Source organism: Rhizobium sp. X9 (assembly GCF_018873185.1).
GTDB classification, from domain to species: Bacteria; Pseudomonadota; Alphaproteobacteria; order Rhizobiales; family Rhizobiaceae; genus Agrobacterium; species Agrobacterium oryzihabitans.
In genome coordinates this window covers 292,679-315,229 of the sequence record NZ_CP071311.1, presented here as the reverse complement: position 1 = coordinate 315,229, position 22,551 = coordinate 292,679, and the positions used below count along the sequence as shown (strand labels likewise).

17 protein-coding genes and 1 tRNA gene are annotated in these 22,551 nt (G+C 60.3%); 8 read left to right on the top strand and 10 right to left on the bottom strand.

The features are described 5' to 3' along the window. Positions 1-2: 2 nt before the first annotated feature. The 3 genes from JZY08_RS01565 to JZY08_RS01555 form a co-directional block, all read right to left on the bottom strand. On the bottom strand, positions 3-743 hold the full coding sequence (locus tag JZY08_RS01565; RefSeq protein ID WP_216330743.1) for an RlmE family RNA methyltransferase: 741 nt from the start codon (positions 741-743) through the stop codon (positions 3-5). Then, the gene (locus JZY08_RS01560) at positions 740-2,371 is read right to left on the bottom strand and encodes a Ppx/GppA phosphatase family protein (protein WP_216330741.1); all 1,632 of its coding nucleotides are present in this window, start codon (positions 2,369-2,371) and stop codon (positions 740-742) included. The genes JZY08_RS01565 and JZY08_RS01560 overlap by 4 nt, the downstream gene beginning before the upstream one ends. A gap of 220 nt (positions 2,372-2,591) precedes the next feature. Beyond that, positions 2,592-2,668: transfer RNA gene (locus tag JZY08_RS01555), tRNA-His, on the bottom strand. Between the two features lie 351 nt (positions 2,669-3,019). Here JZY08_RS01555 and JZY08_RS01550 point away from each other — a divergent pair. Then, complete coding sequence (locus tag JZY08_RS01550) at positions 3,020-6,841, top strand: ATP-binding protein (RefSeq protein WP_216330739.1); 3,822 nt, start codon at positions 3,020-3,022, stop codon at positions 6,839-6,841. Between the two features lie 77 nt (positions 6,842-6,918). After that, a complete protein-coding gene (locus tag JZY08_RS01545) occupies positions 6,919-8,583 on the top strand; it encodes an iron ABC transporter permease (protein WP_216330737.1) in 1,665 nt (554 codons plus the stop codon). Between the two features lie 311 nt (positions 8,584-8,894). Here JZY08_RS01545 and JZY08_RS01540 read toward each other — a convergent pair whose 3' ends face one another. From JZY08_RS01540 to JZY08_RS01520, 5 genes are all read right to left on the bottom strand, one after another. Next, positions 8,895-9,707: an ABC transporter permease gene (locus tag JZY08_RS01540; protein ID WP_003493960.1), complete on the bottom strand. Its 813-nt coding sequence runs from the start codon at positions 9,705-9,707 to the stop codon at positions 8,895-8,897. Positions 9,708-9,711: 4 nt separating this feature from the next. Beyond that, complete coding sequence (locus tag JZY08_RS01535; protein WP_003493959.1) at positions 9,712-10,620, bottom strand: ABC transporter permease subunit; 909 nt, start codon at positions 10,618-10,620, stop codon at positions 9,712-9,714. Positions 10,621-10,631: 11 nt separating this feature from the next. Next, on the bottom strand, positions 10,632-11,789 hold the full coding sequence (locus JZY08_RS01530; RefSeq protein WP_137037129.1) for an ABC transporter ATP-binding protein: 1,158 nt from the start codon (positions 11,787-11,789) through the stop codon (positions 10,632-10,634). Between the two features lie 135 nt (positions 11,790-11,924). Beyond that, positions 11,925-13,022: a polyamine ABC transporter substrate-binding protein gene (locus JZY08_RS01525; RefSeq protein ID WP_003493957.1), complete on the bottom strand. Its 1,098-nt coding sequence runs from the start codon at positions 13,020-13,022 to the stop codon at positions 11,925-11,927. A gap of 152 nt (positions 13,023-13,174) precedes the next feature. Next, positions 13,175-14,590, bottom strand: coding sequence for a short-chain fatty acyl-CoA regulator family protein (locus JZY08_RS01520; protein WP_216330735.1), 1,416 nt, complete (start codon positions 14,588-14,590; stop codon positions 13,175-13,177). A gap of 255 nt (positions 14,591-14,845) precedes the next feature. On the opposite strand from JZY08_RS01520, the gene aceA reads away from it, so the two are divergent. Then, positions 14,846-16,135, top strand: coding sequence for an isocitrate lyase (gene aceA / locus JZY08_RS01515; protein ID WP_003493955.1), 1,290 nt, complete (start codon positions 14,846-14,848; stop codon positions 16,133-16,135). A gap of 84 nt (positions 16,136-16,219) precedes the next feature. Further along, positions 16,220-16,477, top strand: coding sequence for a hypothetical protein (locus JZY08_RS01510; protein WP_003493954.1), 258 nt, complete (start codon positions 16,220-16,222; stop codon positions 16,475-16,477). Between the two features lie 8 nt (positions 16,478-16,485). On the opposite strand, the gene JZY08_RS01505 is transcribed toward JZY08_RS01510, so the two are convergent. Next, on the bottom strand, positions 16,486-17,358 hold the full coding sequence (locus JZY08_RS01505) for a LysR family transcriptional regulator (protein ID WP_216330733.1): 873 nt from the start codon (positions 17,356-17,358) through the stop codon (positions 16,486-16,488). An 83-nt stretch (positions 17,359-17,441) separates the two neighbouring features. On the opposite strand from JZY08_RS01505, the gene JZY08_RS01500 reads away from it, so the two are divergent. After that, positions 17,442-17,789 carry a hypothetical protein gene (locus JZY08_RS01500; protein ID WP_216330731.1) on the top strand — a complete coding sequence of 116 codons (348 nt, stop codon included), beginning with the start codon at positions 17,442-17,444 and terminating at the stop codon, positions 17,787-17,789. 309 nt (positions 17,790-18,098) lie between these two features. Here the strand turns inward: JZY08_RS01500 and JZY08_RS01495 are convergent, their stop codons facing one another. Beyond that, entirely contained in the window at positions 18,099-19,283 is a 1,185-nt protein-coding gene (locus JZY08_RS01495) for an NAD(P)/FAD-dependent oxidoreductase (protein WP_216330729.1), read from the bottom strand. A gap of 123 nt (positions 19,284-19,406) precedes the next feature. Between JZY08_RS01495 and JZY08_RS01490 the strand changes: the two genes are divergently transcribed. From JZY08_RS01490 to JZY08_RS01480, 3 genes are all read left to right on the top strand, one after another. After that, positions 19,407-20,843: a glutamine synthetase family protein gene (locus JZY08_RS01490; RefSeq protein WP_003493946.1), complete on the top strand. Its 1,437-nt coding sequence runs from the start codon at positions 19,407-19,409 to the stop codon at positions 20,841-20,843. Between the two features lie 12 nt (positions 20,844-20,855). Continuing rightward, positions 20,856-22,142 (top strand): FAD-binding oxidoreductase, encoded by a 1,287-nt coding sequence (locus tag JZY08_RS01485; protein ID WP_216330728.1) that lies wholly within the window; start codon positions 20,856-20,858, stop codon positions 22,140-22,142. A gap of 75 nt (positions 22,143-22,217) precedes the next feature. After that, complete coding sequence (locus tag JZY08_RS01480) at positions 22,218-22,520, top strand: hypothetical protein (protein WP_253204035.1); 303 nt, start codon at positions 22,218-22,220, stop codon at positions 22,518-22,520. Positions 22,521-22,551 lie beyond the last annotated feature (31 nt).

Below are 22,551 nucleotides of genomic sequence, written 5' to 3'. Positions count from 1 at the left end.
GATCAGTCTTCGGCCGCCTCGGTGGCGTCCGCATCGATTGCGGGCGCGCTTTTGCGGCCCTTGAAGTGCTTGGCAAGCAGGAACATCTCGACCGATTCCGAGCGTGACGACGCCGGCTTGATGTGCAGCACCTGCTTGAAGTTCTGCTTCAGCATATCCAGCAATGCCTTTTCCGTGCCGCCCTGGAAGGTCTTGGCAAGGAAATGGCCGCCTTCCGCCAACACCTGAACCGCGAAATCGGCTGCGACTTCGCACAGATGCATGGTGCGGATGTGGTCGGTCTTCTGGTGGCCGGTGGTGGGTGCCGCCATGTCGGACAGTACCAGATCCGGCGTGCCGCCCACGGCTTCCATCAACTGGTCCGGTGCGGTCGGATCGAGGAAGTCGAGCTGAAGGATCTTCACGCCGGGGATGGGATCGATCTCGAGAAAATCGATGGCGGCGACGCGGATATCGTCCTCGGTGGAATCCGTCACCTTGGAAGCGATCTGCGACCAGCTTCCGGGTGCCGCACCAAGGTCGATGATGCGGGTCGCACCCTTTAATATCTGGTGCTTGTCGTTGATTTCCAGAAGTTTGAAGGCGGCGCGGGCGCGATAGCCCTCAAGCTTGGCGCGCTGGACGTAGGGGTCATTGATATGACGTTCCAGCCAACGGCGCGATGAGGCCTTGAGCTTGGTCTTCTTGACCTTCTGGCCGATCTTTCGGCCGGTGCGATTGGTGCTTGTGGGCGCCTTGCTCATGTCAAACCTTCCGTCCTGTCCTGCCGTGTCATCTGCATGCGCCTTATGCGGTTGCGCCGCCAGGCGCCGTCATCCGCCATCATATCCGTGAGGAGCCCTTCGCGCAGACCGCGATCGGCCACGCGCATGCGCCGCGCCGGCCAGCGGCGGCGAATGGCCTCGAGAATGGCGCAGCCGGCCAGAACCAGATCGGCCCGATCAGGACCGATGCAGGCATTGGCGGCGCGGCCGGCGAAATCCCATGCCAGAAGCTTGTCCTGCATGGCCGTCACCTCGGCATCGGAAAGCCAGAGGCCATCCACCTTGCGGCGATCATAGCGCGGCAGATCGAGATGAACACCGGCAAGCGTCGTCACCGTCCCCGATGTTCCGATGAGGTGAAAATCCTCGTGGTGGGCAAGCGGCGCCAGAGGCGGGCAATGGAACGCATCGAGCAGCCCCTCGACTTCCCGCACCATGGCCGCGAAGACATCAGGCGTCACATCGCGGCCGCCATGGCGTTCCGAAAGGGTGACGACGCCGACCGGAAGCGATGTCCAGTGGGTAATGTGGTTGGCAAGCCGGTTGGAACGGTTCTCACCGACCTTGATGACCGCAATTTCGGACGATCCGCCACCGATATCGAACAACACCACCGAGCGCGCTTCGCGCCCGACAAGGGAGGCGCAACCCGATACCGCAAGGCGAGCTTCCGTCTCGCGGCTGATGATTTCAAGCTTGAGCCCCGTTTCGCGGGTGACCCGCTCCAGAAACGCCTCGCCATTGGACGCGGCCCGGCAGGCTTCGGTGGCGATCAGCCGCATGCGCCTGATCGGGCGACCGGCGAGTTTCGAGGAGCAGACCTTGAGAGCCTCGACCGCGCGGTCCATCGCATCGTCGGAAAGCCGGCCGCTCGACACCAGGCCCTCGCCCAGCCGGACGATACGCGAAAAGGCGTCGACAACCCGGAACTGGCCGGGCCGTGTCGGCTGCGCGATCAAGAGACGGCAGTTATTGGTGCCAAGATCGAGCGCCGCATACATATCCGTCGCCGGTTCAGCGCCATGATCGTGATGGCGGCCGGCGTGACGGGCGGAAATTTCAGATTGCTGCCGGTGCGTTTCCTGAGCCGCCCCATTGGCGCGGCCATTCTGCTTGCCGACATGTCTAGGCGCATGGGAAGGGACCAGCGGGCGGCCCTGCGGATCGCGACCGCGTGGATCGCGATGAGCCCGCTTGCGGTTGCGCGACTTGCGACCGCCGCCTGGGGGCACCGATGATGGGTTGCTGACATCGGGTGCGGTCGCGGCCTGCACCTGCTCGCCGGGCGCAGACGTCGTCTGCTGAGAAGAGCCTTTGCCGCGGGAACGCCGGCGACGCTTTCTCTTGCGCGGCTCGGAATCCGGCTCGAGAGCGGATATATGGGGGGAACCGGCCGGAACATCCGCGGCAACATCATGCGACAGCACAGCAGCGTCACGGGGTTTACCGTCACGCTTGTGTTTCTTGCCACGACGGGATCGCTTCGCTTTCCCTTTGTTTGCCACCGACGCCCCTTGGTCCGACGGCTTTGGGCCGTTTCCGGGGTCGATCACTGTCTTGTCCATTTCGCCGCGCACAAGCGTAGACGCTATGCTGCTGGCTTTCATAAGGTTTCGTTGGGCCGACAATACCAGCGCAAGAGATTTTAGCCAAATGGTTTTTGGGGGTATGAAAACGGCAACGCGTTCACACGCAAGCAAAGGCTGTGCGCGGGCTGGCAAAACAGCGGCAATGATTTCTGAGGATTTTCGGAAACCGTGAAACGGAGAAAATACTCCCATCTCCCGGTAAGTCCTTGTAGCATTTGAACTTATCGGGAGAAGGGAATGGTACGGTTGAGTGGGGTCGAACCACCGACCTCAGGTGCCACAAACCTGCGCTCTAACCAACTGAGCTACAACCGCACATGAAACGCCGAAGCGGCGTCACGGGGGGTGACATAAAAGGAGTTTCCCCCATTTGCAAGTGCCTCATTGAATTTTGCGAAAAAAGGCATCGAAAGGCAAGTGCTTTTCATACCGTGGGGCGAACGGCGAGTGTCAGCCGGCGGTCTCGTCCGCACACGGCAACGGCCTCGCCACAGGCCTGTTCATGTTAACTCTATTTGGCGATTCATCCAGCGGATGGTGGACCCGGCTGGCCTGTGAAGTTATTTAAAATTCTGTTAACGTGGTGCCTGCGCGGGTTTACGTTTCAGCTTCATGAGGAAGCCGAAAAGCCTCGCAAGGTCCGGTAGTGCCAGAATAGGTTTCGACATGCCCGCCGTCCAATATCCCTTTATCGATATAGCAGTGCATGAACGGGTGCGTGAAGGTTTCGGGCGCGGCGAGGCGATGGCTTTGTTTTCTCTCGACCTTCAGAGCGCCCTTTGGGCAAACGGGCGGGGCGCTGCGCTGTTCGGCACACCGATGGTCTATGATTTTCTGGAACAGGGTCCGAAGCGGCAGGACGTGACCTTCCGGCAACTGGCAGCGACGGCGGCACGGCTGTCCAAGGCGGGCGACAGCCTGCCGTTTACCATTCGCATCAATGCCGGTTTCCGCAGCCTTGCCGTCACCGCCAGGGCGGAAATCATCGAGGCCGAGCCGGGCCAGCCCGTCATTCTGTTTTCCGCCCTCACCGACCAGAGCGCGCCCGACACGGCGGAATGCGCCCGGCGCATGATCGAAGGCTTTGACGATCCCGACATCCATATCGCGGTTATCAATGGCGAAAACGAAATCGTTGCCGCCTCGGCCAAGTTTGCATCGCTCGGCATCACACCACACACGGCAAGGACGCTGGTGAGAATGGCCGCTGGCCAGTCTGGCCATCTGGTCAAACGGCCCGTGCCGACTGGAAAGGGTTATCTGCCCGCAGCCACCGGCCAGATCACCACATCGCCCGAACTCAACCTGCTGTTCGTGGTCGAGACCGCACTCGGGACGCTTGATCCCGTCAACGGTTTTGCCGAGGACAAACCGCAGGAAACCCCGCCTGCCCCCCAGCCCGCTTTGCCGGTTGCGGAGGCCGCACCCGTTGCCGCAGCGGCCGCCTCCTTCGATTCCGTGCTCGACGCCGTCGCCGGGATCGAGGATGTGGAGGACATGCCGGAACTGTCTGCGGACGCCGAAGACGAAACGGCGGCAGAACAGGAAGATGCCACCATCCTGCCGGTTGCCGCAGAGGAACAGGCGGGGGCCCCGCTGGATATCTCCGTGGAGGACGCCGAGGCCGCTGCGAACGAGGCGATGACCGACGATATTGCCGATCTCTTCGAGCTCGATGCGGATGACGTGGAGGTTCCGGCGAGTGACCCTGCGGCGGGCGAGGAGCATGCTGGCGAGGCGTTCGAAGAAGCAGAGAGCGAAGCGGCAGATGTTGAAGTCGCTGAAACGGTGACGGCGGATATCGCTTTATCCCCTGAAGAGCACACCTCGGCGGAAACAGAACCAACGGAAGAGGCTCAGCCTTTTGTCTTTAATGCCGGTGCACGCGCATCCCGTTTCGTCTGGAAAATTGATGCGGAGGGGCGCCTCAGCTCCATCTCGCATGAATTTGCGGAGGCCGTTGGGGCAAAGGCGGCGGCTGTCGAAGGCATGGGCTTTGCCGATGTCGCGGCGCTTTTCAACCTCGATCCGGACGGCAAGATCCGCGAGCTGCTCGGCCGTCGCGACACATGGTCGGGCAAGACGATCTATTGGCCGGTGGAGGGCACATCCCTGATGGTGCCGATCGATCTCGCCGCCCTGCCCACCTACACACGCTCGCGCGAATTCGACGGTTTCCGCGGTTTCGGCATCGTGCGGCTCGCCGATGCCACCGAAGATCCCCATGCCATCGGCCTGACCTTCCTGGAAGAGGCGGAGGCTGCTCCGACCGAGGCTTTGCCGCAACCGGCCATCGAGGATGAAAGCCACGAATTGCTGGCATTTCTTGATGACGGCGATGAGCTGGACACAGCGCAGGCAGATGCCGACATGGCAGAAGGCGATGAAGCCCCGGCACCGGCAGCCGATATATCTGACACGACGCTGCCCGAAATTTCGGCCGGGGAAGAGCACCACGATTACAGTCCGCCGGAATTTGAAGTGCCGGCACTGGCAACAGCGCCAGCCCCGGGGCCAGAACCGGAACCCGCCTATTCCGACAAGATCGTGCATCTTGAAGAGCGCCGCTCGCGCTCCCGTGAGGGCCTGACCGCAGGCGAACAGGCCGCTTTCCGGGAAATCGGCCGGACGCTGGCACCCACGGATGCCGTTTCGGACGAAAATCCGACGTCGGAGAAAGAAGCTCTTTTCGTGGAGCCGCCCGTATCTGCCGATCCGGTCGTGCAGGATGCCCCCGACGATATCGACGACGGAGTGCAGGTGGACACGCCGCCCGCCATGGAAAAAGACGTCAGAACGACGGAAGTGGCCGAGGAAGACGATCTCTTCGCGGACTACGTTCGCGGCGAAGGACCGGTAGCCATTCACGCGCCCACGAATACAATCGATACCGACGAGAAGGAAGAAGTCGCAACGGATGTACAGCCGGTGGCCGATATTGCCGCCGCGATGGTCAGCCCGCCGCTGCGCCCCGCCGATGCGCTGAGCGCCGAAACGCTGGACCAGATGCCCGTGGCGCTGCTCGTGCATGCCGGCGACCGGCTGATCCACGCCAATCCGGATTTCCTGCGACTGACGGGTTACGGTTCTCTCGATGAATTGCAGGAGGTCGGCGGACTGGAAGCACTGCTGCAACGGCAGGAGCTGGAGAATATGCCTGACAACGAAGGCGGCATGGTCGTCGTCAGCGCCGAAAACGACATCATTCCGGTCAAGGCGCGGCTGCAATCCATTCGCTGGGAAGAAACCAAGGCGCTGATGCTGTCGCTTGTTCCGCTGGAAGAAAAGCAGACGCCGGTTGCAGCGGCGAATGAAAATACGGCAGCCGCCGAAACGGCGAATGCGGAGGCCGGCAGCCTTTCCCTGCTGCAGGGCGAAGTCGAGGAACTGCATTCCATTCTGGAAACGGCGACCGATGGCGTGGTGCTTTTGGGAGACGACGGCGAAATCCGTTCGCTCAACCGCTCCGCCAGCGCGCTGTTCAACTACGACAATGGCGAGATTGCCGGAAAACCCTTCGTCACGCTGTTTGCCCATGAGAGCCAGCGCGCCGTTTTGGACTATCTCTCCGGCCTTGCCAATAATGGTGTGGCCAGTGTGCTGAATGATGGCCGTGAAGTGATCGGCCGCGAGGCATCAGGCGGTTTCCTGCCGCTGTTCATGACCATCGGGCGGCTCAAATCCTCACACGGCTATTGCGCCGTCATCCGTGACATCACCCAGTGGAAACGCACGGAAGAAGAGCTGCGCAACGCCAAGCGCGCGGCAGAAACCGCCAATGCGCACAAGACCGATTTCCTGGCCCGCGTCAGCCATGAAATCCGCACACCGCTCAACGCCATTATCGGCTTTGCGGACATGATGGCGACTGAACGCTTCGGGCCAATCGGCCATTCGCGCTATGTGGAATATTCCAACGATATCGGCCGTTCGGGCCGGCATGTGCTCGACATCGTCAACGATCTTCTGGACATCTCCAAAATCGAAGCAGGCCAGATGGATGTGGATTTCATCGCCGTACCGCTGAACGAGACGGTGGCCGAGGCGGTCTCGCTGGTGCAGCCGCAGGCCAACAACCAGCGTGTCATCATCCGTACGGCGCTGTCCCAATCCGTGCCGCAGATCGTTGCCGATCTGCGCTCGATCAAGCAGATCGTGCTGAACATCCTGTCGAACGCCATCCGCTTTACGCCATCGGGCGGCCAGATTGTCGTGTCCACGGCCTATGAGGCCAATGGCAGCGTGTCGCTGCGCATCCGCGATACCGGCATCGGCATGACGCGGGCGGAACTGGAACAGGCCATGAAGCCGTTCCGGCAGGTGGCATCTTCCGGCAAGCGCGTGCGCGGCGACGGCACCGGGCTCGGCCTGCCGCTGACCAAGGCCATGGTGGACGCCAACCGCGCCAACTTCTCCATCACCTCGACGCCGAATGAAGGAACGCTGGTGGAAATCACCTTTCCGTCACAGCGGGTTCTTGCCAACTGAGGTCGTGCGGGCGTAGCAATGCGAAAGCCGCCGGTGCAATGGTGCCGGTTGAGGCCTTTGCACGACAGTAGACTGGCATGTTCATGACGGTTTCCCTTCCGGCAACGAGACGCTTTTCATTGTTGCCCATAGCGGCGGTCATCGTCGCAGCCATCGCCGCCATGCCCATTCTGGCGATCTTCTGGCTGGCGCTGACCGGCAGCACCGAGGGATGGCAGCATCTTCTTGCCAATGTGCTGCCGCGCGCCGGGTTTCGCACCTTCGTGTTGCTGGGAATGACGGCAGCGACGACGGCGTTCTTCGGCATCGTCTGCGCCTGGCTTGTCACCACATTCGAATTTCCGCTGCGGCGGGTGTTGTCCGCAGCGCTTGTCCTGCCGCTCGCCATCCCGTCCTATCTGGCGGCCTATGCATTCGGCGAGTTTCTCGATTTCACCGGCCCGGTGCAGAGCGCCATCCGCGCCGCCTTTGGCTACCACAGCATCCGCGACTACTGGTTCCCAGACATACGCTCGCTTGGCGGCGCCGTGGTGGTTCTGAGCTCGGTGCTTTACCCCTATGTCTATCTTTCGGCCCGCGCCGCCTTCTCCATGCAGGGGCGGTTTGCGGCCGAAGCGGCCCGCACGCTTGGCGCAAAACCATTGAGCGTGTTCTTTTCCGTGCAATTGCCCATGGCACGACCGGCAATTGCCATCGGGCTTTCGCTGGTCCTGATGGAGACGCTGAACGATATCGGCGCCGTCGAATATCTCGGTGTCCAGACACTGACCTTCACCATCTACGAAACCTGGCTCAATCGCGGCAACCTCGCCAATGCGACACAGATCGCCGCCGTTATCCTGCTCATCGTCGGCGCGCTGATCGTGATCGAACGCAACGCCCGCGAAAGGCAGCGCTTTGCCGCGCCGAAAGCGACCAGCATGGCGCAGCGCCACCGGCTGAAAGACCTTGGCAGCTGGCGGCGCTGGTCCGCGAGCCTGTTCTGCCTCATTCCCGTGGTGAGCGGCTTTTTCATTCCCGTCATCGTTCTTGGCGGTTACGCCGCCAAAAGGCTGGATGCGCTGTTTGCCCCGAAGCTTCTGAAAGCGCTCGGACACAGTCTCGAGGTCTCCCTTTCCGCCGCCTTCGTCACGTTGATTGCGGCTTTCGTGTTTTCCTACGCCATCCGCACCGAGCGCTCGCGCACCTCCAAAGTGGCCGCGCGTCTCGGCTCCATGGGGTATGGCGTGCCGGGCACGGTGCTTGCCATCGGCGTGCTCATTCCACTGGCCGGTCTCGACAATCGCGTCGATGGGCTTCTCCGATCGCATTTCGGATTTTCAAGCGGCCTGCTGCTGTCCGGCACTGCCTTCGCCATCATTTATGCCCATGCCGTGCGCTTCATGACCATGGCGGAAGGCACGCTTGATGCCGGGTTCCAGAAGCTTTCGCCACATATCGACATGGCCTCGCGAACGCTCGGGCGCAACCGTCTGCAGACGCTGTTCAAGGTGCTGTTGCCGAACATGCGGCCTGCGGCGCTGACCGCCTTTCTTCTGGTGCTGATCGAGTCCATGAAGGAGTTGCCGGCGACGATCCTGCTGCGTCCCTTCGGCTTCAACACCTTGGCCACGCTGGTCTATGAGGATGCCTCCCGCTCGCGGGTGCAGGATGCCGCCGTGCCGGCCATCATCATCATTCTCGCCGGCCTTATACCCGTGCTTCTTGTCTCAAAATCGATGGATCATCCGGAAAACCACTGAGGGCAACCGGCATGATGGCAAAAAGAAAGGCGGCCTTGCGACCGCCTGTATTAGTTGTGCTTTTTTTAACGAGAGAAAGGGGGACAACCTCGCCATATGGAAATTATCAATCCCGGCTATCAGAAATTTGACAGCCCTGCGTTGGGTTTACTTTCCGCCAACTCCTATTAACAAGCGGTTAAAACCAAAATCGATCAATTACCGACGATAATTCCTATTTTTAGACCGTAGAGGGCCAAAACTAAATTATGAGTTTCTAATTTTATCGCGATTACAACAGTAACGCGTAAAAATCGAAACCGACCATTCAATCAGTTTCGTGCGGCCGCGTGCTCGTCTCTCATCCGCTGCAATTCGGTGCGTTTGGAGACAATGGAAGTGGCAATCACGCCGATGGTGACGAGGCCGATGAGGATCGTGCAGATCGCGTTGATTTCCGGCGTCACGCCGAGGCGCACCTGCGAGTAGATTTTGATCGGCAGCGTGGTTGCGCCGGGACCGGTGGCGAAGCTGGCGATCACCAGATCGTCAAGCGACAGCGTGAAAGCCAGCATCCAGCCCGCGATGACGGCCGGGAAGATCAGCGGCAGCGTAATTTTGAAGAAGGTCTTGACCGGCGGGCAGCCGAGATCAAGCGCCGCCTCCTCCAGACTGCGATCAAAGGTGAGGAGCCGGGACTGCACGACGATCGCCACATAACACATGGTGAAAGTGGTATGGGCGATGACAACCGTCCAGAAACCGCGATCCACCCCGACGGCAACGAACAAAAGCAGCAGCGACAGGCCGGTGATGACCTCCGGCATGACGAGCGGCGCATAGATCATGCCGGAGAACAGCACGCGCCCCGGAAAGCGGGCGAAGCGGGTGAGCGACAGCGCCGCCAGCGTTCCGAGGATGGTGCCGATCGTGGCGCTGAGGATACCGACACGTAGCGTTACCCAGGCGGCATCCATCAGCCCCTGGTTGGACCACATGGATCTGTACCATTGCAGCGAAAAGCCGCCCCAGACGGTGACGAGCTTGGAGGCATTGAAGGAATAAACGATCAGGATGATGATCGGGATATAAAGAAAGGCAAAACCGAGGGTGAGGACGGTGATGTCGAATTTTCCGCGCTTCATGGTCTCACCCCACCTTCTTCTGCTGGTTCTGGAAGATGGCGATGGGCACCACCAGCAACAGCAGCAGCAGCACGGCAACGGCAGACGCTAAGGGCCAGTCGCGATTGCCGAAGAATTCCGTCCAGAGCGTCTTGCCGATCATCAGGGTCTGCGCGCCGCCCAAGAGGTCAGGGATGACGAATTCACCCGTTATCGGGATGAAGCAGATCATCGAACCGGCAACCACGCCCGGCAGCGACAGAGGAAAGGTGATCTTCCAGAAGGCTTTCCAGGGTGGGCAACCGAGATCAGCCGCCGCTTCCAGAAGCGTGTTGTCGAGTTTTTCCAGCGCCGAATAGAGCGGCAGCACCATGAAAGGCAGGTAGGAATAAACAATGCCGATGAAGATCGCTGTTTCCGTGCGGAAGATATTGACCTGCTGGTCCGGCCCAAGAAAACCGAGCCATTGGAACAGCACCGTCAACAGGCCCTCCGGCTTCAGAATGCCGATCCAGGCGTAAACGCGGATCAGGAACGAGGTCCAGAACGGCAGGATCACCAGCATCACCAGCGTCGGGCGGACCGATGACGGCGCGCGCGCCATGGCGAGCGCCATGGGATAACCGATCAGCAAAAGCAGACAGGTGGAGATGAAGGCGATGCGCAGCGACGACAGATAAGCGTCGATGTAGAGCGGGTCTTCCGTCAGGAAGAGGTAATTCTCGAAATCCAGCTGCGAAAAGAATTCGCCGAGCTTCGAAAACCCTTCGAAGACCGGCGTATAGGGCGGCATGGAGATCGCCGTATCCGACAGCGATATCTTGAGAATGATGAAAAAGGGCGCAGCGAAAAACAGCAGCAGCCAGAAATAGGGAACCGCGACGACCAGCCAGCGCCAGGGGCTTTGCCGGTTTTCGGGAGTGGTGATCGCCATGGAAGCCTCCCTCAGCGTGTCAGGACAAGACCTGAATCCGGTTTCCAGTTCAGCCACACCATATCGCCGAAGGTGATCGGACGATCAACGAGACGGGAGACGTTCGCCTGCGCGGCGCGGATGACCCGACCATCGGCAAGCTTGACGATGAAGACCGAGAAGTCGCCGAGATAACCGATATCCCAGACCTCGCCATAGGCGGAATTGATGCTGCTGTCGGCGGGCTGATCGAGCGAGATGCGGACCTTTTCCGGGCGAATGGCGAAAGCCACCTGACTGCCGGTCGCCGCGGCACATTCCTGCTCCACAGACACCGCCAGCCCGTCGCAATCCAGCGTCACCAGTCCGGGCCTGCCAATCTCAGAGGCGTTGGCGACGACCTTGGCGTCGAAAATATTGATGTCACCGATAAAATCCGCCACGTAACGCGTGTTCGGCGCTTCGTAAATCTCGGCGGGCGTCGCCACCTGCACGACATTGCCTTTGTCCATGACCGCGATGCGATCCGACACCGTCATCGCCTCTTCCTGGTCATGGGTGACGATGAGGAAGGTGAGACCGAGATTGGTCTGGATGTCCATCAGCTCAAACTGCGTTTCTTCGCGCAGCTTCTTGTCGAGCGCGCCGAGCGGTTCATCGAGAAGAAGCACCTTCGGTCGCTTGGCAAGCGAACGGGCAAGCGCCACGCGCTGGCGCTGGCCGCCCGAAAGCTGGCTCGGCTTGCGCTTGGCAAATTCGCCGAGCTTGACGAGCCGCAGCATCTCCTCGACGCGGGCGGCAATTTCCGCCTTCGGCAGGCCATCCTGCTCAAGACCGAAGGCGATGTTCTTTTCCACCGACATATGCGGGAAAAGCGCATAGGACTGGAACATCATATTGGTCGGACGCTTATAGGGCGGCACGCCGGAAATATCCTTGCCCTGCAGCAGGATGCGTCCATCCGTCGGCTCCTCGAAGCCGGCCAGCATGCGCATCAGCGTGGTCTTGCCACAGCCCGAGGGACCAAGCAGCGAGAAGAACTCGCGCTCGTAAATATCAAGAGTCAGATTGTTGACGGCAACGAAATCGCCGAACCGTTTGGTGACGTTTTCAAAGCGGATGAAGGGCACCGCATCGGGATTGTCCCAAGGGCTAAATTTGCGTTTGACCGGCCCCAGAGTTTTCGCCATTCACCCTACCCTCAAATCCCGTTGGTCTTTCGAACGATGCATCGGGGCGGGCGACACCGGCAGGTCGCGGGACCTGCCGGCAAAGGATTTGAGAAACAGGCCCGCCGGCCGTTCCTCAACCAGCGAGCGGAGGTCTTAGCTGCCGGTCTTAATCTGCGTCCAGACGCGGTTCAGCACACGCTGTTCCTTCGGTCCGTAGGGAGAGATGGTGAAGAGCTTCTTCATCGTCTCCTGATCGGGGTAGACCGCCGGGTTCTTGGCGACGGACTCATCCATCAATGCCTGCGAAGCGAGGTTGCCATTGGCGTACTGAACGTAGTTGGACGCCTTGGCGATGACTTCCGGCCGCATCAGATAGTTGATGAAGGTGTGTGCTTCCTCGACATTCTTGGCATCCGCGGGGATGGCAAGGTTGTCGAACCACATATAGGTGCCTTCCTTCGGAATGACGTAGTTCACCTCGACGCCGTTCTTGGCTTCCTCGGCACGGCTCTTCGCCTGGAGGATGTCGCCCGACCAGCCGATGGTGATGCAGCTGTCGCCATTCGCGAGTTCGTCAATATAGGCGGAGGAATTGAAGGTCTTCACGAAAGGACGGATCTTCGAATAGACCTCGCCGCCCGCTTCCAGATCCGCGGTTTCCTTGCTGTCTGGATTCTTGCCGAGATAGTTCATGGCGATGGCAAAGGTTTCGTCCGACGCATCGAGAATATTGATGCCGCAGGATTTCAGCTTTTCGGCATTTTCCGGCTTGAAGAGAATATCCCAGCTATCGACCGGAACATCGCCGAGAGCGGCCTTTACCTTGGCGACGTTATAGCCGATGCCGGTGGTGCCCCACATGTAGTTCACGGCATATTCGTTGCCGGGGTCGTATTTGGCCAGACGCTCGGAGACCTCAGGCCACATATTCTTCAGATTCGGCAACTTGGACTTGTCGAGCTTCTGGAACACGCCGGCATTGATCTGGCGGGCGAGGAAGGGGCCGGTGGGCACCACGACATCATAGCCGGAGCTGCCGGCCAGAAGCTTGGTTTCCACCAGTTCGTTGCTGTCGAATACGTCGTAGACGACCTTGATGCCGGTTTCCTTGGTGAAATCGGCAAGGATCGATTCGTCGATATAATCCGACCAGTTATAGACGTGGACGACCTTCTCCTGGGCCATTGCCGAGCCTGCTGCAACGAGCGCGGTGGTGAGAGCCAAGGTCAGACGGAGAGAACGGTTTTTCATGATGTCTCCTGTTAACGCATCCTCACGGTGGAAGCGTGATCCCCTTTTTTTGGAGAGACTAGAAAGGAAAACAAAAGGGAGCAAGCGGGAAATGTGCAGCACAGCATTTTCAACCGAATGTTTTCCGGTCACAAAAAAGCGAATGGAAACACCTACTGGAAGTCGAAAACACTGAGACCGGTCACCATTTCATCGAGCCCCAGAGGCCGTGTCAGCGGCGCTTCGGCGCGGGACAGACAGCCCTGCCTTTCGCACAGCCGGCACGAGGGGCCGACGGCAACGGGCGACGCACCCGAGGCGGCTGGGCCATAGACCGTCTCTCCCGCCTGAGCGAGATCGCAGCCGACAAGCACGGCCGTTCGCCGCACCCTTTCGCCGAAGCCCGCCTGCGGACCTTCCAGCGTGCGCGAAACGGTGAGGAAAGCATCACCGTCAGGCATTTCCACCGCCTCCACCAGCGCCTGCCCCGGTTGGGCGAAAGCGGCATGGATATTGAGCCGTGGACAGAGACCGCCGAAACGCGCCCGTGGAAAACCGCCAGCCCCTGCGAGGCGGAACCGGTTGCCGGCATTGTCAATCTCCATCAGGAAAAACGGGATTGCCGCAGCCGTTGGTCGTTGCAGGCTGACGAGCCGATTGGTGGCCTGCTCGAAAGAAACGTTGAAGCGCGACCGCAAAACCTCGAGGTCATATTTTGCGCGTTGGGTGGCGGCAAGGAATGCACCATAGGGCATCATCAGCGCATGGGCGGCGTAACGCGCCAGTTCGAAGCGGGCGATGCGCCTTGCCTCCTCCCCTTTCAGGCCGAGCGCCTCAAGCTCCGCGCCTATTTCCTCGCGAAGCGCCAGAAGACAGGTCTCCATCGCCATTTCCCGCAGCTGGTCCGGCTGCGACAGGCGCTCGGATAAAAACAGCCGCATGGAATGCCGGTCGTAACGCCGCCTGAGGTTCGGCATGGCATGAACCGGCAGGGTTCTGACCACGATGCCGTGGTTTTTCTGGAGCCATGCTCTAAGGCCGACGGCGAGATCTTCGCCCGCCGCCAACTGTTTGTGGAGTTCTTCCGCCGCCGCGTCGATGGCGTGGAAATAGGCCGGCCGGTTTTCAAAGACATGCCGCACCTCATCGATCGGCAGGCGGGTGGAGGAAAGCGCCGTCTCATGCCCCTCCCGCGCCAGAAGATCCGACAGGTCGGACAGGCGCTGCGCCTGTTCCCTATAGGCCCGGTATAGCTTCAGGACACCGCTTGCCGCGTTGGGCGCGGCATCGGCAACCTCGATCAGCTCCTGCGGCGACGGCACTTCGCCGACCAGCAGAGGATCGGCGAAGACCTCGCGCAGCTGCCCGGCCGAACCGGCGCTTTCACCCTGCAAGTCATCCAGATCGACCTTGTAGACCGAGGCAAGCTTCAGCAGCAATTGCACGGTCAGGGGCCGCTGGTTGCGCTCGATGAGGTTGAGATAGGACGGGGAGATCGCCAGCGCTTCGGCCATCGCCGTCTGCGTCAGCCCCAGACCATTGCGAATGCGGCGCACGCGCGGGCCAGCAAAAATCTTGTTTTCCGACACAGCCTGGCCTCTCCATCCCCGCGACTCATACAAGTCTGTTACAAACTCGTGGGGCTGAACGATTTTACAAAATTTACAATTTTACAGCTCCACCCTGTCACGCACCCTACAGGATAACCTCTTTCAAGTCACTGTTTTTATGTTTGTTCTGGCACTCAAATCCCCAAAAATGTAAATATAGTCACATCGAATGGCGCTTCACATAGCTGAGGGAAGCGCGTTTCAGAAACTGCATTTGTCATGGGAGAGAGAAGTATGACGGATTTTTACAAACTTGTTCCGGGCGCGCCGCAGGGACGTTTCGACGGCATCGAGCGCACCTACACCGCCGCCGACGTGGAGCGGCTGCGCGGCTCCGTTGAAATCCGCCATTCGCTGGCCGAAATGGGCGCGAACCGGCTGTGGAAGCTGATCAGCGAAGAGAATTTCGTCAATGCGCTCGGCGCGCTTTCCGGCAACCAGGCCATGCAGATGGTTCGTGCCGGGCTGAAGGCGATCTATCTCTCGGGCTGGCAGGTTGCGGCGGATGCCAATACGGCATCGGCCATGTATCCGGACCAGTCGCTTTATCCTGCCAATGCCGCGCCGGAGCTTGCCAAGCGCATCAACCGCACCTTGCAGCGCGCCGACCAGATCGAGACGGCGGAGGGCAAGGGCCTTTCGGTCGACACCTGGTTCGCGCCGATCGTCGCCGATGCCGAGGCCGGCTTCGGCGGGCCGCTCAATGCCTTCGAAATCATGAAGGCCTTTATCGAGGCGGGCGCGGCGGGGGTCCATTATGAGGATCAGCTGGCATCGGAAAAGAAGTGCGGCCATCTCGGCGGCAAGGTTCTGATCCCGACGGCGGCGCATATTCGCAACCTGACGGCGGCGCGGCTTGCGGCTGACGTCATGGGTGTGCCGACGCTGGTTATCGCCCGCACGGATGCGGAGGCCGCGAAGCTCCTAACCTCCGACATCGACGAGCGCGACCAGCCCTTCGTGGATTACGATGCCGGCCGCACCGTCGAGGGTTTCTATCAGGTGAAGAACGGTCTCGAACCCTGCATCGCCCGCGCAGTGGCCTATGCGCCCTATTGCGACCTGATCTGGTGCGAGACCTCCAAGCCGGATCTCGAACAGGCGCGCAGGTTTGCCGAGGGCGTGCACAAGGTGCATCCCGGCAAAAAGCTCGCTTACAATTGCTCGCCGTCGTTCAACTGGAAAAAGAACCTCGACGACGCAACGATTGCCAAGTTCCAGCGCGAGCTGGGCGCGATGGGCTACAAGTTCCAGTTCATCACGCTCGCCGGTTTCCACCAGCTGAATTTCGGCATGTTCGAACTGGCGCGCGGTTACAAGGACCGGCAGATGGCGGCCTATTCCGAGCTTCAGGAAGCGGAATTCGCGGCCGAGGTTAACGGTTACACCGCCACCAAGCACCAGCGCGAGGTTGGCACCGGCTATTTCGACGCCGTGTCGCTCGCCATTTCCGGCGGCACGTCTTCGACCACAGCCATGAAGGAATCCACCGAGCACGACCAGTTCCGCCCGGCGGCTGAATAAAGCTTCAGAAACGCCCTTCCCGGGAACGGGAAGGGCTTGCAAACCGGATCAAAAACCCCTGACAATAATGAGAGGAGAAATGCCATGAATGCCCATAACCCCATCAAAACCCACGTCAAGGAACGCGCCGAGGAGCAGTCCTCCGCCATGACGCAGGATCAGCAGGCCGCCATCCGCATGCTGGCCAATGATCTGCACCGCCTCAACCAGGCCGTCATGAAAGCCGTCGAGGCCGGTGTTTCCGTCGAGCTGGTCCGCTCGGCCCGCCACCATGGCGGCGGCGGCAACTGGGGCGATCTTCTGATCCCGGTCATCGTCGCACAGGGAAGTGCGGCTGCCTGAAACGGCTCTCACGCCGGGCGGCTCTTGCGCCCGGCATATAAATCGGAATGCCCCTTGATCAGACGGGTCATCCGGTCCGCCACCGTCCGTATATCGCGGCGGTGGCGATCGTCATTGTTCATGACGATCCATTGATTGTGGCGAAGCGGCTCGATCTCGCCGCCCTCGCGCATAAGCCGCGCATCGGCATCACCGACGAAACAGGGGAGCACGGCAACCCCTGCCCCGGCCAGCGTAAGATCGAGCAGCGCGGTCGGCCTGTTCACCGTCACCACGGTATTGTCCCGCCGGTTTTCATGCGGCCAGCGCAGATAGGCAGAAATGGCGTTTTCCTCCGCCACCGCCAGCCAACGGTCGGCAACAGAAGCAGCAGCGTTGCGCAGCCTGTAGGGCGCATAGGCCACCTCTCCCGTCTTGATGGCGGCAAGGTTACGCTCCTGCGGCTCAAAGGCGCGAATGCCGATATCGTTTTCGCGATGCGCCAGAGAGGCCCGCTGTTCGGCTATGAAAAGATCGATGCGGAAATCATCGCGATCTGTGCAGATGGCAGAGAAATTCACCGCCAGCAGCCAGGCATTCCAGGTGCCAACGGCTATGCGCACAACGGAAGAGGCTGACGACGCCTTCTGCCATCCCTCGATATCCTTTGCCGCCTGCTCCATCGCCTGAAGGCGGTCAAGCAACGCACGGCCATCCGCCGTCAGCGCATATCCCGTCTGGCTGCGCTGGAACAACGCCTTGCCGACGCGCTCTTCCAGTTCGACCATGCGCCGCCCGACTGTCGCCGGGCTCAAACCGGTCAGCGCAGCGGCACCGGTCAAGCCGCCGCTGCGTGACACATCAAGGAAAAGCTGATAGGAATCCCAGGTGACGTTTTTCATTGCTGAAAAACGTAGCGCATTTTCTTGCGCAGATAAAACAAAAAACGGCGTGCACCATGGCCCTCCGCAACATGGAGAGTGACATGCACGAGTTTTATTCAGCATTGGCCATCATCGAAAACCAGACGCCGCGCACGCGGCGGGACGCCATCCGGCAGGAAGAGAAATTCTATGCCGATATGGCCGAGGCATCGTGGCCTTGGCGGCTTTTTACCGCGATTGTCGCAAGGGCAAAAGCGAAGAGCCTGACCCTAGTAAAAAAGCGCGATCAAGGCAGCCACAGCACCGGCTGCGATTATGGTCAGGCGAAGGGCCGCCTGCCGGCTCTCGCTCTCGGCGCGGGCGATTGCAATGGCGTTAGGGCGACGATGTGCGGATCTGTTCATGCGCGGGCTCCTGACGAAAAACTCAACCGACCCATGCCCTGTTAAGAGCCTCCAGCATGACATCATGTGCAGCGGGACCATAATGTGATCCGGCTTTGCTGGCATTCGGTCAGGATGACTCCGTGCCCGTTAACAGAATATTAAAATGGGCGCGGACCGACGACAAAGTCCGCCAACTAAAATGAGTTTGGTGGACGGGTTACTACCGCACTTCGTCACCCCGGACTTGATACGGGGTCCAGCGCGATCAAGTCTTTGATCGCAAGAAACTCTTTTCACGGCGCAGACGCGCCATGGCTGGATACCGGCTCAAGGCCGGCATGACGGAGGAGAGAACTACGAATGTTTCAACAATCACGCGAATTCGCCTGCCGCCTGCCCGGAGGCCCAGGCCCATTGGAAATTATAGCCGCCGAGCCAACCGGTCACATCGACGCATTCGCCGATGAAATAGAGGCCGGGCACCGATTTCGCCGCCATGCTGCGGGAATCGAGGCAGGTCGTATCCACACCGCCAAGCGTGACTTCCGCCGTGCGATAGCCTTCAGAGCCGGCGGGCTTGATCTGCCAGTCCTGCACCTCATTCGCCAAGGTCGTCAGAGCCTTGTCCGACATATCGGCAAGATTGCCGGTGAGGCCAGATTTCTCAACCACGTGCTGGGCAAGCCTTTTCGGCAGGATTTCCGCAAGAGCGGTCTGGGCCGACTGGCGGCCATTCTTCTGTTTCGCTTGCCTTAGCAACGCTGCGATATCGCTTGCTGGCTCCAGCTTGAGGCGGATCGTATCCCCCTCCCTCCAATAGGAGGAGATTTGCAGGATGGAGGGACCGCTCAAACCCCGATGCGTGAACAGCAGCGCTTCGTTGAACGCGGTCTTGCCGTGCGAAACTTCAGCCGGGACGGCGACACCGGCAAGCGGGCTCAGCCTTTCCAGTGCGGCAGGATCGAGCGTCAGCGGCACAAGGCCCGGACGCGTCTCGATGAGGGGCAATCCGAATTGTTCGGCGATCTGGTAGGCAAACCCGGTCGCCCCCATTTTCGGGATCGACTTAGCCCCCGTCGCCACAACAAGGCTTTCCGCCTCGATGACGCCACCGGACGTCGCCACGCGAAAACGCCCGCCATCATGGGCGACGGTCGAGACGCTGGTTTCGAGCCGTAGCTTCACATGCGCAGCCTGCATTTCGGCAAGCAGCATGCGAATGATGTCCTTGGCGCTGTCATCGCAGAACAATTGACCGAGCGTCTTTTCGTGCCAGGCGATACGGTGTTTTTCGACCAGCGCAATGAAATCGCGCGGCGTATAGCGGGCAAGCGCGGATTTGGCGAAATGCGGGTTGGCGGAAAGATAATTCTTCGGCCCGGCATGAATGTTGGTGAAATTGCAGCGGCCGCCGCCGGAGATGCGGATCTTCTCGCCCGGCGCCCTGGCATGGTCGAGAATGATGACGGAGCGACCGCGCTGACCCGCACGGACGGCGCACATCATGCCGGCGGCGCCCGCCCCCAAAATCAGCACGTCACATTTCTCTGTCATCATTCCATCCGATCCGTTTCCTTTCCTCTTTTCGAAGTGCCGCCCGTTGTCAATGGCGCTTTCCCCCTCGCCAATTGCCAAACTCCGGTTATGATGGCGCCAGTCGAAACACAGACCCGGTGATACATGCCCCCGAAGAAAACCATGCTCCGCCCGAAAAAACAGGCAACCATGGCAAAGACACCTCCCCTCGACCTCTCCTCCACCCGTGGCGTTTCAACCTGGCGCGAAGCCGCGCAATGGCTGAGGGCGCGCGGCATCGAGGACATAGAATGCATCACCCCCGATCTTGCCGGCGTTGCGCGCGGCAAGATGATGCCGACGGCGAAGTTCACGGGCGACACCTCGCTTGCCCTGCCCTCCGCGCTCTATCGCCACACGATCTCCGGCGAATATCCTGATGAGACCGCGAATTTCCGTTACGAGCCGCGCGACAGCGACCTGAAGCTGGTGCCTGATCTTTCCACGCTCTCGGTCGTGCCGTGGGAGAGCGACCCGACTGCGCAGGTGATCTGCGACGTCGTAGATGCCGAGGGCAATTTCGTTCCCTATACGCCGCGCAACGTGCTGAAAAACGTGCTTTCGCTCTACACGGAAAAGGGCTGGAAGCCGGTCGTGGCGCCCGAAATCGAATTCTACCTCGTCGCCATGAACGACGACCCGGATTATCCGCTGCATCCGCCGAAGGGCCGGTCCGGACGGTCGATCGTCGGTGGACAGAGCTATTCCATCGCCGGCATCAACGAATTCGACGAGCTGATCGATGATATCTATCACTTTTCCGAAAAACAGGGCCTCGAGATCGATACACTGATCCACGAGGAAGGCCCGGCCCAGCTTGAGATCAACCTGCGCCATGGTGACCCCATCGAACTTGCCGACCAGGTGTTCCTGTTCAAGCGCACCATTCGCGAAGCCGCGCTGAAGCACGGCATCTATGCCACCTTCATGGCCAAGCCCATGCAGGGACAGCCGGGTTCGGCCATGCATATTCACCAGTCGGTGGTGGAAATCGGCAGCGGCCGCAACATCTTTTCCAATGCGGATGGCAGCCCTTCGAAGGAATTCTTTGCCTTCGTGGGCGGCATGCAGCGTTATGTTCCGAACGCGCTGGTCATGCTCGCACCCTATGTGAATTCCTATCGCCGCCTGACGCCGGATATGGCCTGCCCGGTCAATAATGCCTGGGGTTACGACAACCGCACGACGGCCTTCCGGGTGCCGATTTCCGGCCCGCAGGCGCGGCGCGTCGAAAACCGCCTGCCGAGTTCGGATGCCAATCCCTATCTCGCGCTTGCGGCGTCGCTCGCCTGCGGCTGGCTCGGCATCGTCAACAATATCGAACCGACCGAGCCGACCGCCGATACGGCCAACGAGGGCTCCATCGATCTGCCGCGCGGCCTTCTGGAAGCCGTGGCCCTGCTTGAGGGCGAGGAACAGTTCGAGCGGGTGTTCGGCCATGAATTCGTCGGCCTCTATGCGGGCCTGAAACGCGGGGAATTCGAGACCTTCATGCAGGTCATCAGCCCGTGGGAGCGGGAATTCCTGCTTCTCAACGTGTAAGGGGTTCGCAGCATGACTTGGCAAAGCCCGATTGCGCCGGGAATTTCCTGGTATCAGGCGACCGTCGGCGAGCGGCCGGAATACCCGGCGCTCGACGGCTCGAAAGACGTCGACGTCGCGATCATCGGCGGCGGCTATACCGGGCTTCAGGCCGCCTTTAATCTTGCCGTGAACGGCGTCTCCGTCACCCTTATCGAAGCGCATCGTTTCGGTGACGGCGCATCCGGCCGCAATGGCGGACAGTTCGGCACCGGCCAGCGTTCATTTCCCGACGAGATGGAGGAGCAGATCGGCTTCGAGCAGTCCAAGGTGCTGTTCGACATTGCCGAAAGCGCCAAGCACTACGTGCTCGATTTCGCCCGGGATCACGGCATCGACATGGAGTATCTGCCAGGACAGCTCTATGTGGCGCACAAGGCCGCCTATGAGGATGACTACCGCAAAAGCGTCGATGCGATGAACGGTCGCTACGGCTATCCGCATATCTCCTACATGGAACGGGGAGAGGCGCGCAAACGTGTAGGCTCCACCCATTATTTCGGCGGCACGCGTGATACCGGCACCGGCCATATCCACCCGCTGAAGCTGCTGGTCGGTCTTGCCAAAGCCGCAAAAGCCGCAGGCGCCGGCATCCATGAAATGACGCCCGCCAGATCAATCCGCCAGTCCGGCGGCAAGACGATCATCGAAACGCCCTCCGGCACGCTCACCGCAACGCGGGTGCTGATCGCGACCAACGCCTATATCGGCAATCTGGAGCCGATGACAGCGGCCCATATCATGCCCATCCGCTCCTTCATCGGCGCGACCGCGCCGCTGGACGCTTATCCCGACATCATTCCCGGCAAGGAAGCTGTCGCCGATTCCCGTTTCGTGGTGCGCTATTTCCGCAAGACGGCCGACAACCGCCTGCTGTTTGGCGGGCGCGAGGCCTATACCGCCGATACGCCGCGCGACATTTCCAGCCATATCCGCAGACAGATCGCGGAGATTTATCCGGAGCTCGGAAACGTCGATGTCACCCATTCCTGGGGTGGCTCCGTCGGCATCACCCTGCCGCGTCAGCTGTTCGTGCGCGAAGTGATGCCGGGCGTCACCTCCATCGGCGGCTATTCCGGCCACGGGGTGATGCTCTCGAACTATTGCGGCAAGCTTTATGCCGATCTCGTTCTCGGCAAAAAGGACATGCTGGCGCCCTTTGCCCGGCTGAAGGTTCCGTCCTTCCCCGGCGGGGCATCGTTCCGGGCGCCGCTGCTTTTCCTGGCGCTCTCATGGTATGCGTTGCGAGACAGGTTTTAGGAAATCCGCCCCACTTCTGGAGATCAGATGGAAAGACCTAACGACAGGCTTGTAACGATTGCGACCGGTTACGGGATGGCGGAAACCGCCGTCACCTGTTCGTTTCTGCGCGCCTATGGCATCCACACAACCGTTCCCTCTGCCCATATTGTTTCCGTAAACTGGCATATGACGGTCGCTTTCGGAGGCATGGAAATCCGGGTACCGGAACGGCAAAGACATGATGCGAAGCTGCTGCTGGACAGTATAGATGCCTCGCACAAGGTCGATGAGCCATCACCGCGATCATGGATGGTAAAAATTGCAGCGATTATCGTTCTTTTCTTTTTTTCCGTTCCGCCGCCGGCAAAGGGCTTGTTCAAAAAACCTGCCTTCTAGCCGGCATCACTGAATGACAATCGGTGCGGGG

What these genes read in the sequence shown, in the direction of transcription:
- JZY08_RS01530 (WP_137037129.1), bottom strand. Translation starts at nt 11,789, where the DNA reads ATGGCGAAAACTCTGGGGCCGGTCAAACGCAAATTTAGCCCTTGGGAC.
- JZY08_RS01500 (WP_216330731.1), top strand. Translation starts at nt 17,442, where the DNA reads ATGCACGAGTTTTATTCAGCATTGGCCATCATCGAAAACCAGACGCCG.
- JZY08_RS01480 (WP_253204035.1), top strand. Translation starts at nt 22,218, where the DNA reads ATGGCGGAAACCGCCGTCACCTGTTCGTTTCTGCGCGCCTATGGCATC.
- JZY08_RS01525 (WP_003493957.1), bottom strand. Translation starts at nt 13,022, where the DNA reads ATGAAAAACCGTTCTCTCCGTCTGACCTTGGCTCTCACCACCGCGCTC.
- aceA (WP_003493955.1), top strand. Translation starts at nt 14,846, where the DNA reads ATGACGGATTTTTACAAACTTGTTCCGGGCGCGCCGCAGGGACGTTTC.
- JZY08_RS01550 (WP_216330739.1), top strand. Translation starts at nt 3,020, where the DNA reads ATGCCCGCCGTCCAATATCCCTTTATCGATATAGCAGTGCATGAACGG.
- JZY08_RS01535 (WP_003493959.1), bottom strand. Translation starts at nt 10,620, where the DNA reads ATGGCGATCACCACTCCCGAAAACCGGCAAAGCCCCTGGCGCTGGCTG.
- JZY08_RS01495 (WP_216330729.1), bottom strand. Translation starts at nt 19,283, where the DNA reads ATGATGACAGAGAAATGTGACGTGCTGATTTTGGGGGCGGGCGCCGCC.
- JZY08_RS01545 (WP_216330737.1), top strand. Translation starts at nt 6,919, where the DNA reads ATGTTCATGACGGTTTCCCTTCCGGCAACGAGACGCTTTTCATTGTTG.
- JZY08_RS01490 (WP_003493946.1), top strand. Translation starts at nt 19,407, where the DNA reads ATGCCCCCGAAGAAAACCATGCTCCGCCCGAAAAAACAGGCAACCATG.
- JZY08_RS01510 (WP_003493954.1), top strand. Translation starts at nt 16,220, where the DNA reads ATGAATGCCCATAACCCCATCAAAACCCACGTCAAGGAACGCGCCGAG.
- JZY08_RS01560 (WP_216330741.1), bottom strand. Translation starts at nt 2,371, where the DNA reads ATGAAAGCCAGCAGCATAGCGTCTACGCTTGTGCGCGGCGAAATGGAC.
- JZY08_RS01505 (WP_216330733.1), bottom strand. Translation starts at nt 17,358, where the DNA reads ATGAAAAACGTCACCTGGGATTCCTATCAGCTTTTCCTTGATGTGTCA.
- JZY08_RS01540 (WP_003493960.1), bottom strand. Translation starts at nt 9,707, where the DNA reads ATGAAGCGCGGAAAATTCGACATCACCGTCCTCACCCTCGGTTTTGCC.
- JZY08_RS01565 (WP_216330743.1), bottom strand. Translation starts at nt 743, where the DNA reads ATGAGCAAGGCGCCCACAAGCACCAATCGCACCGGCCGAAAGATCGGC.
- JZY08_RS01485 (WP_216330728.1), top strand. Translation starts at nt 20,856, where the DNA reads ATGACTTGGCAAAGCCCGATTGCGCCGGGAATTTCCTGGTATCAGGCG.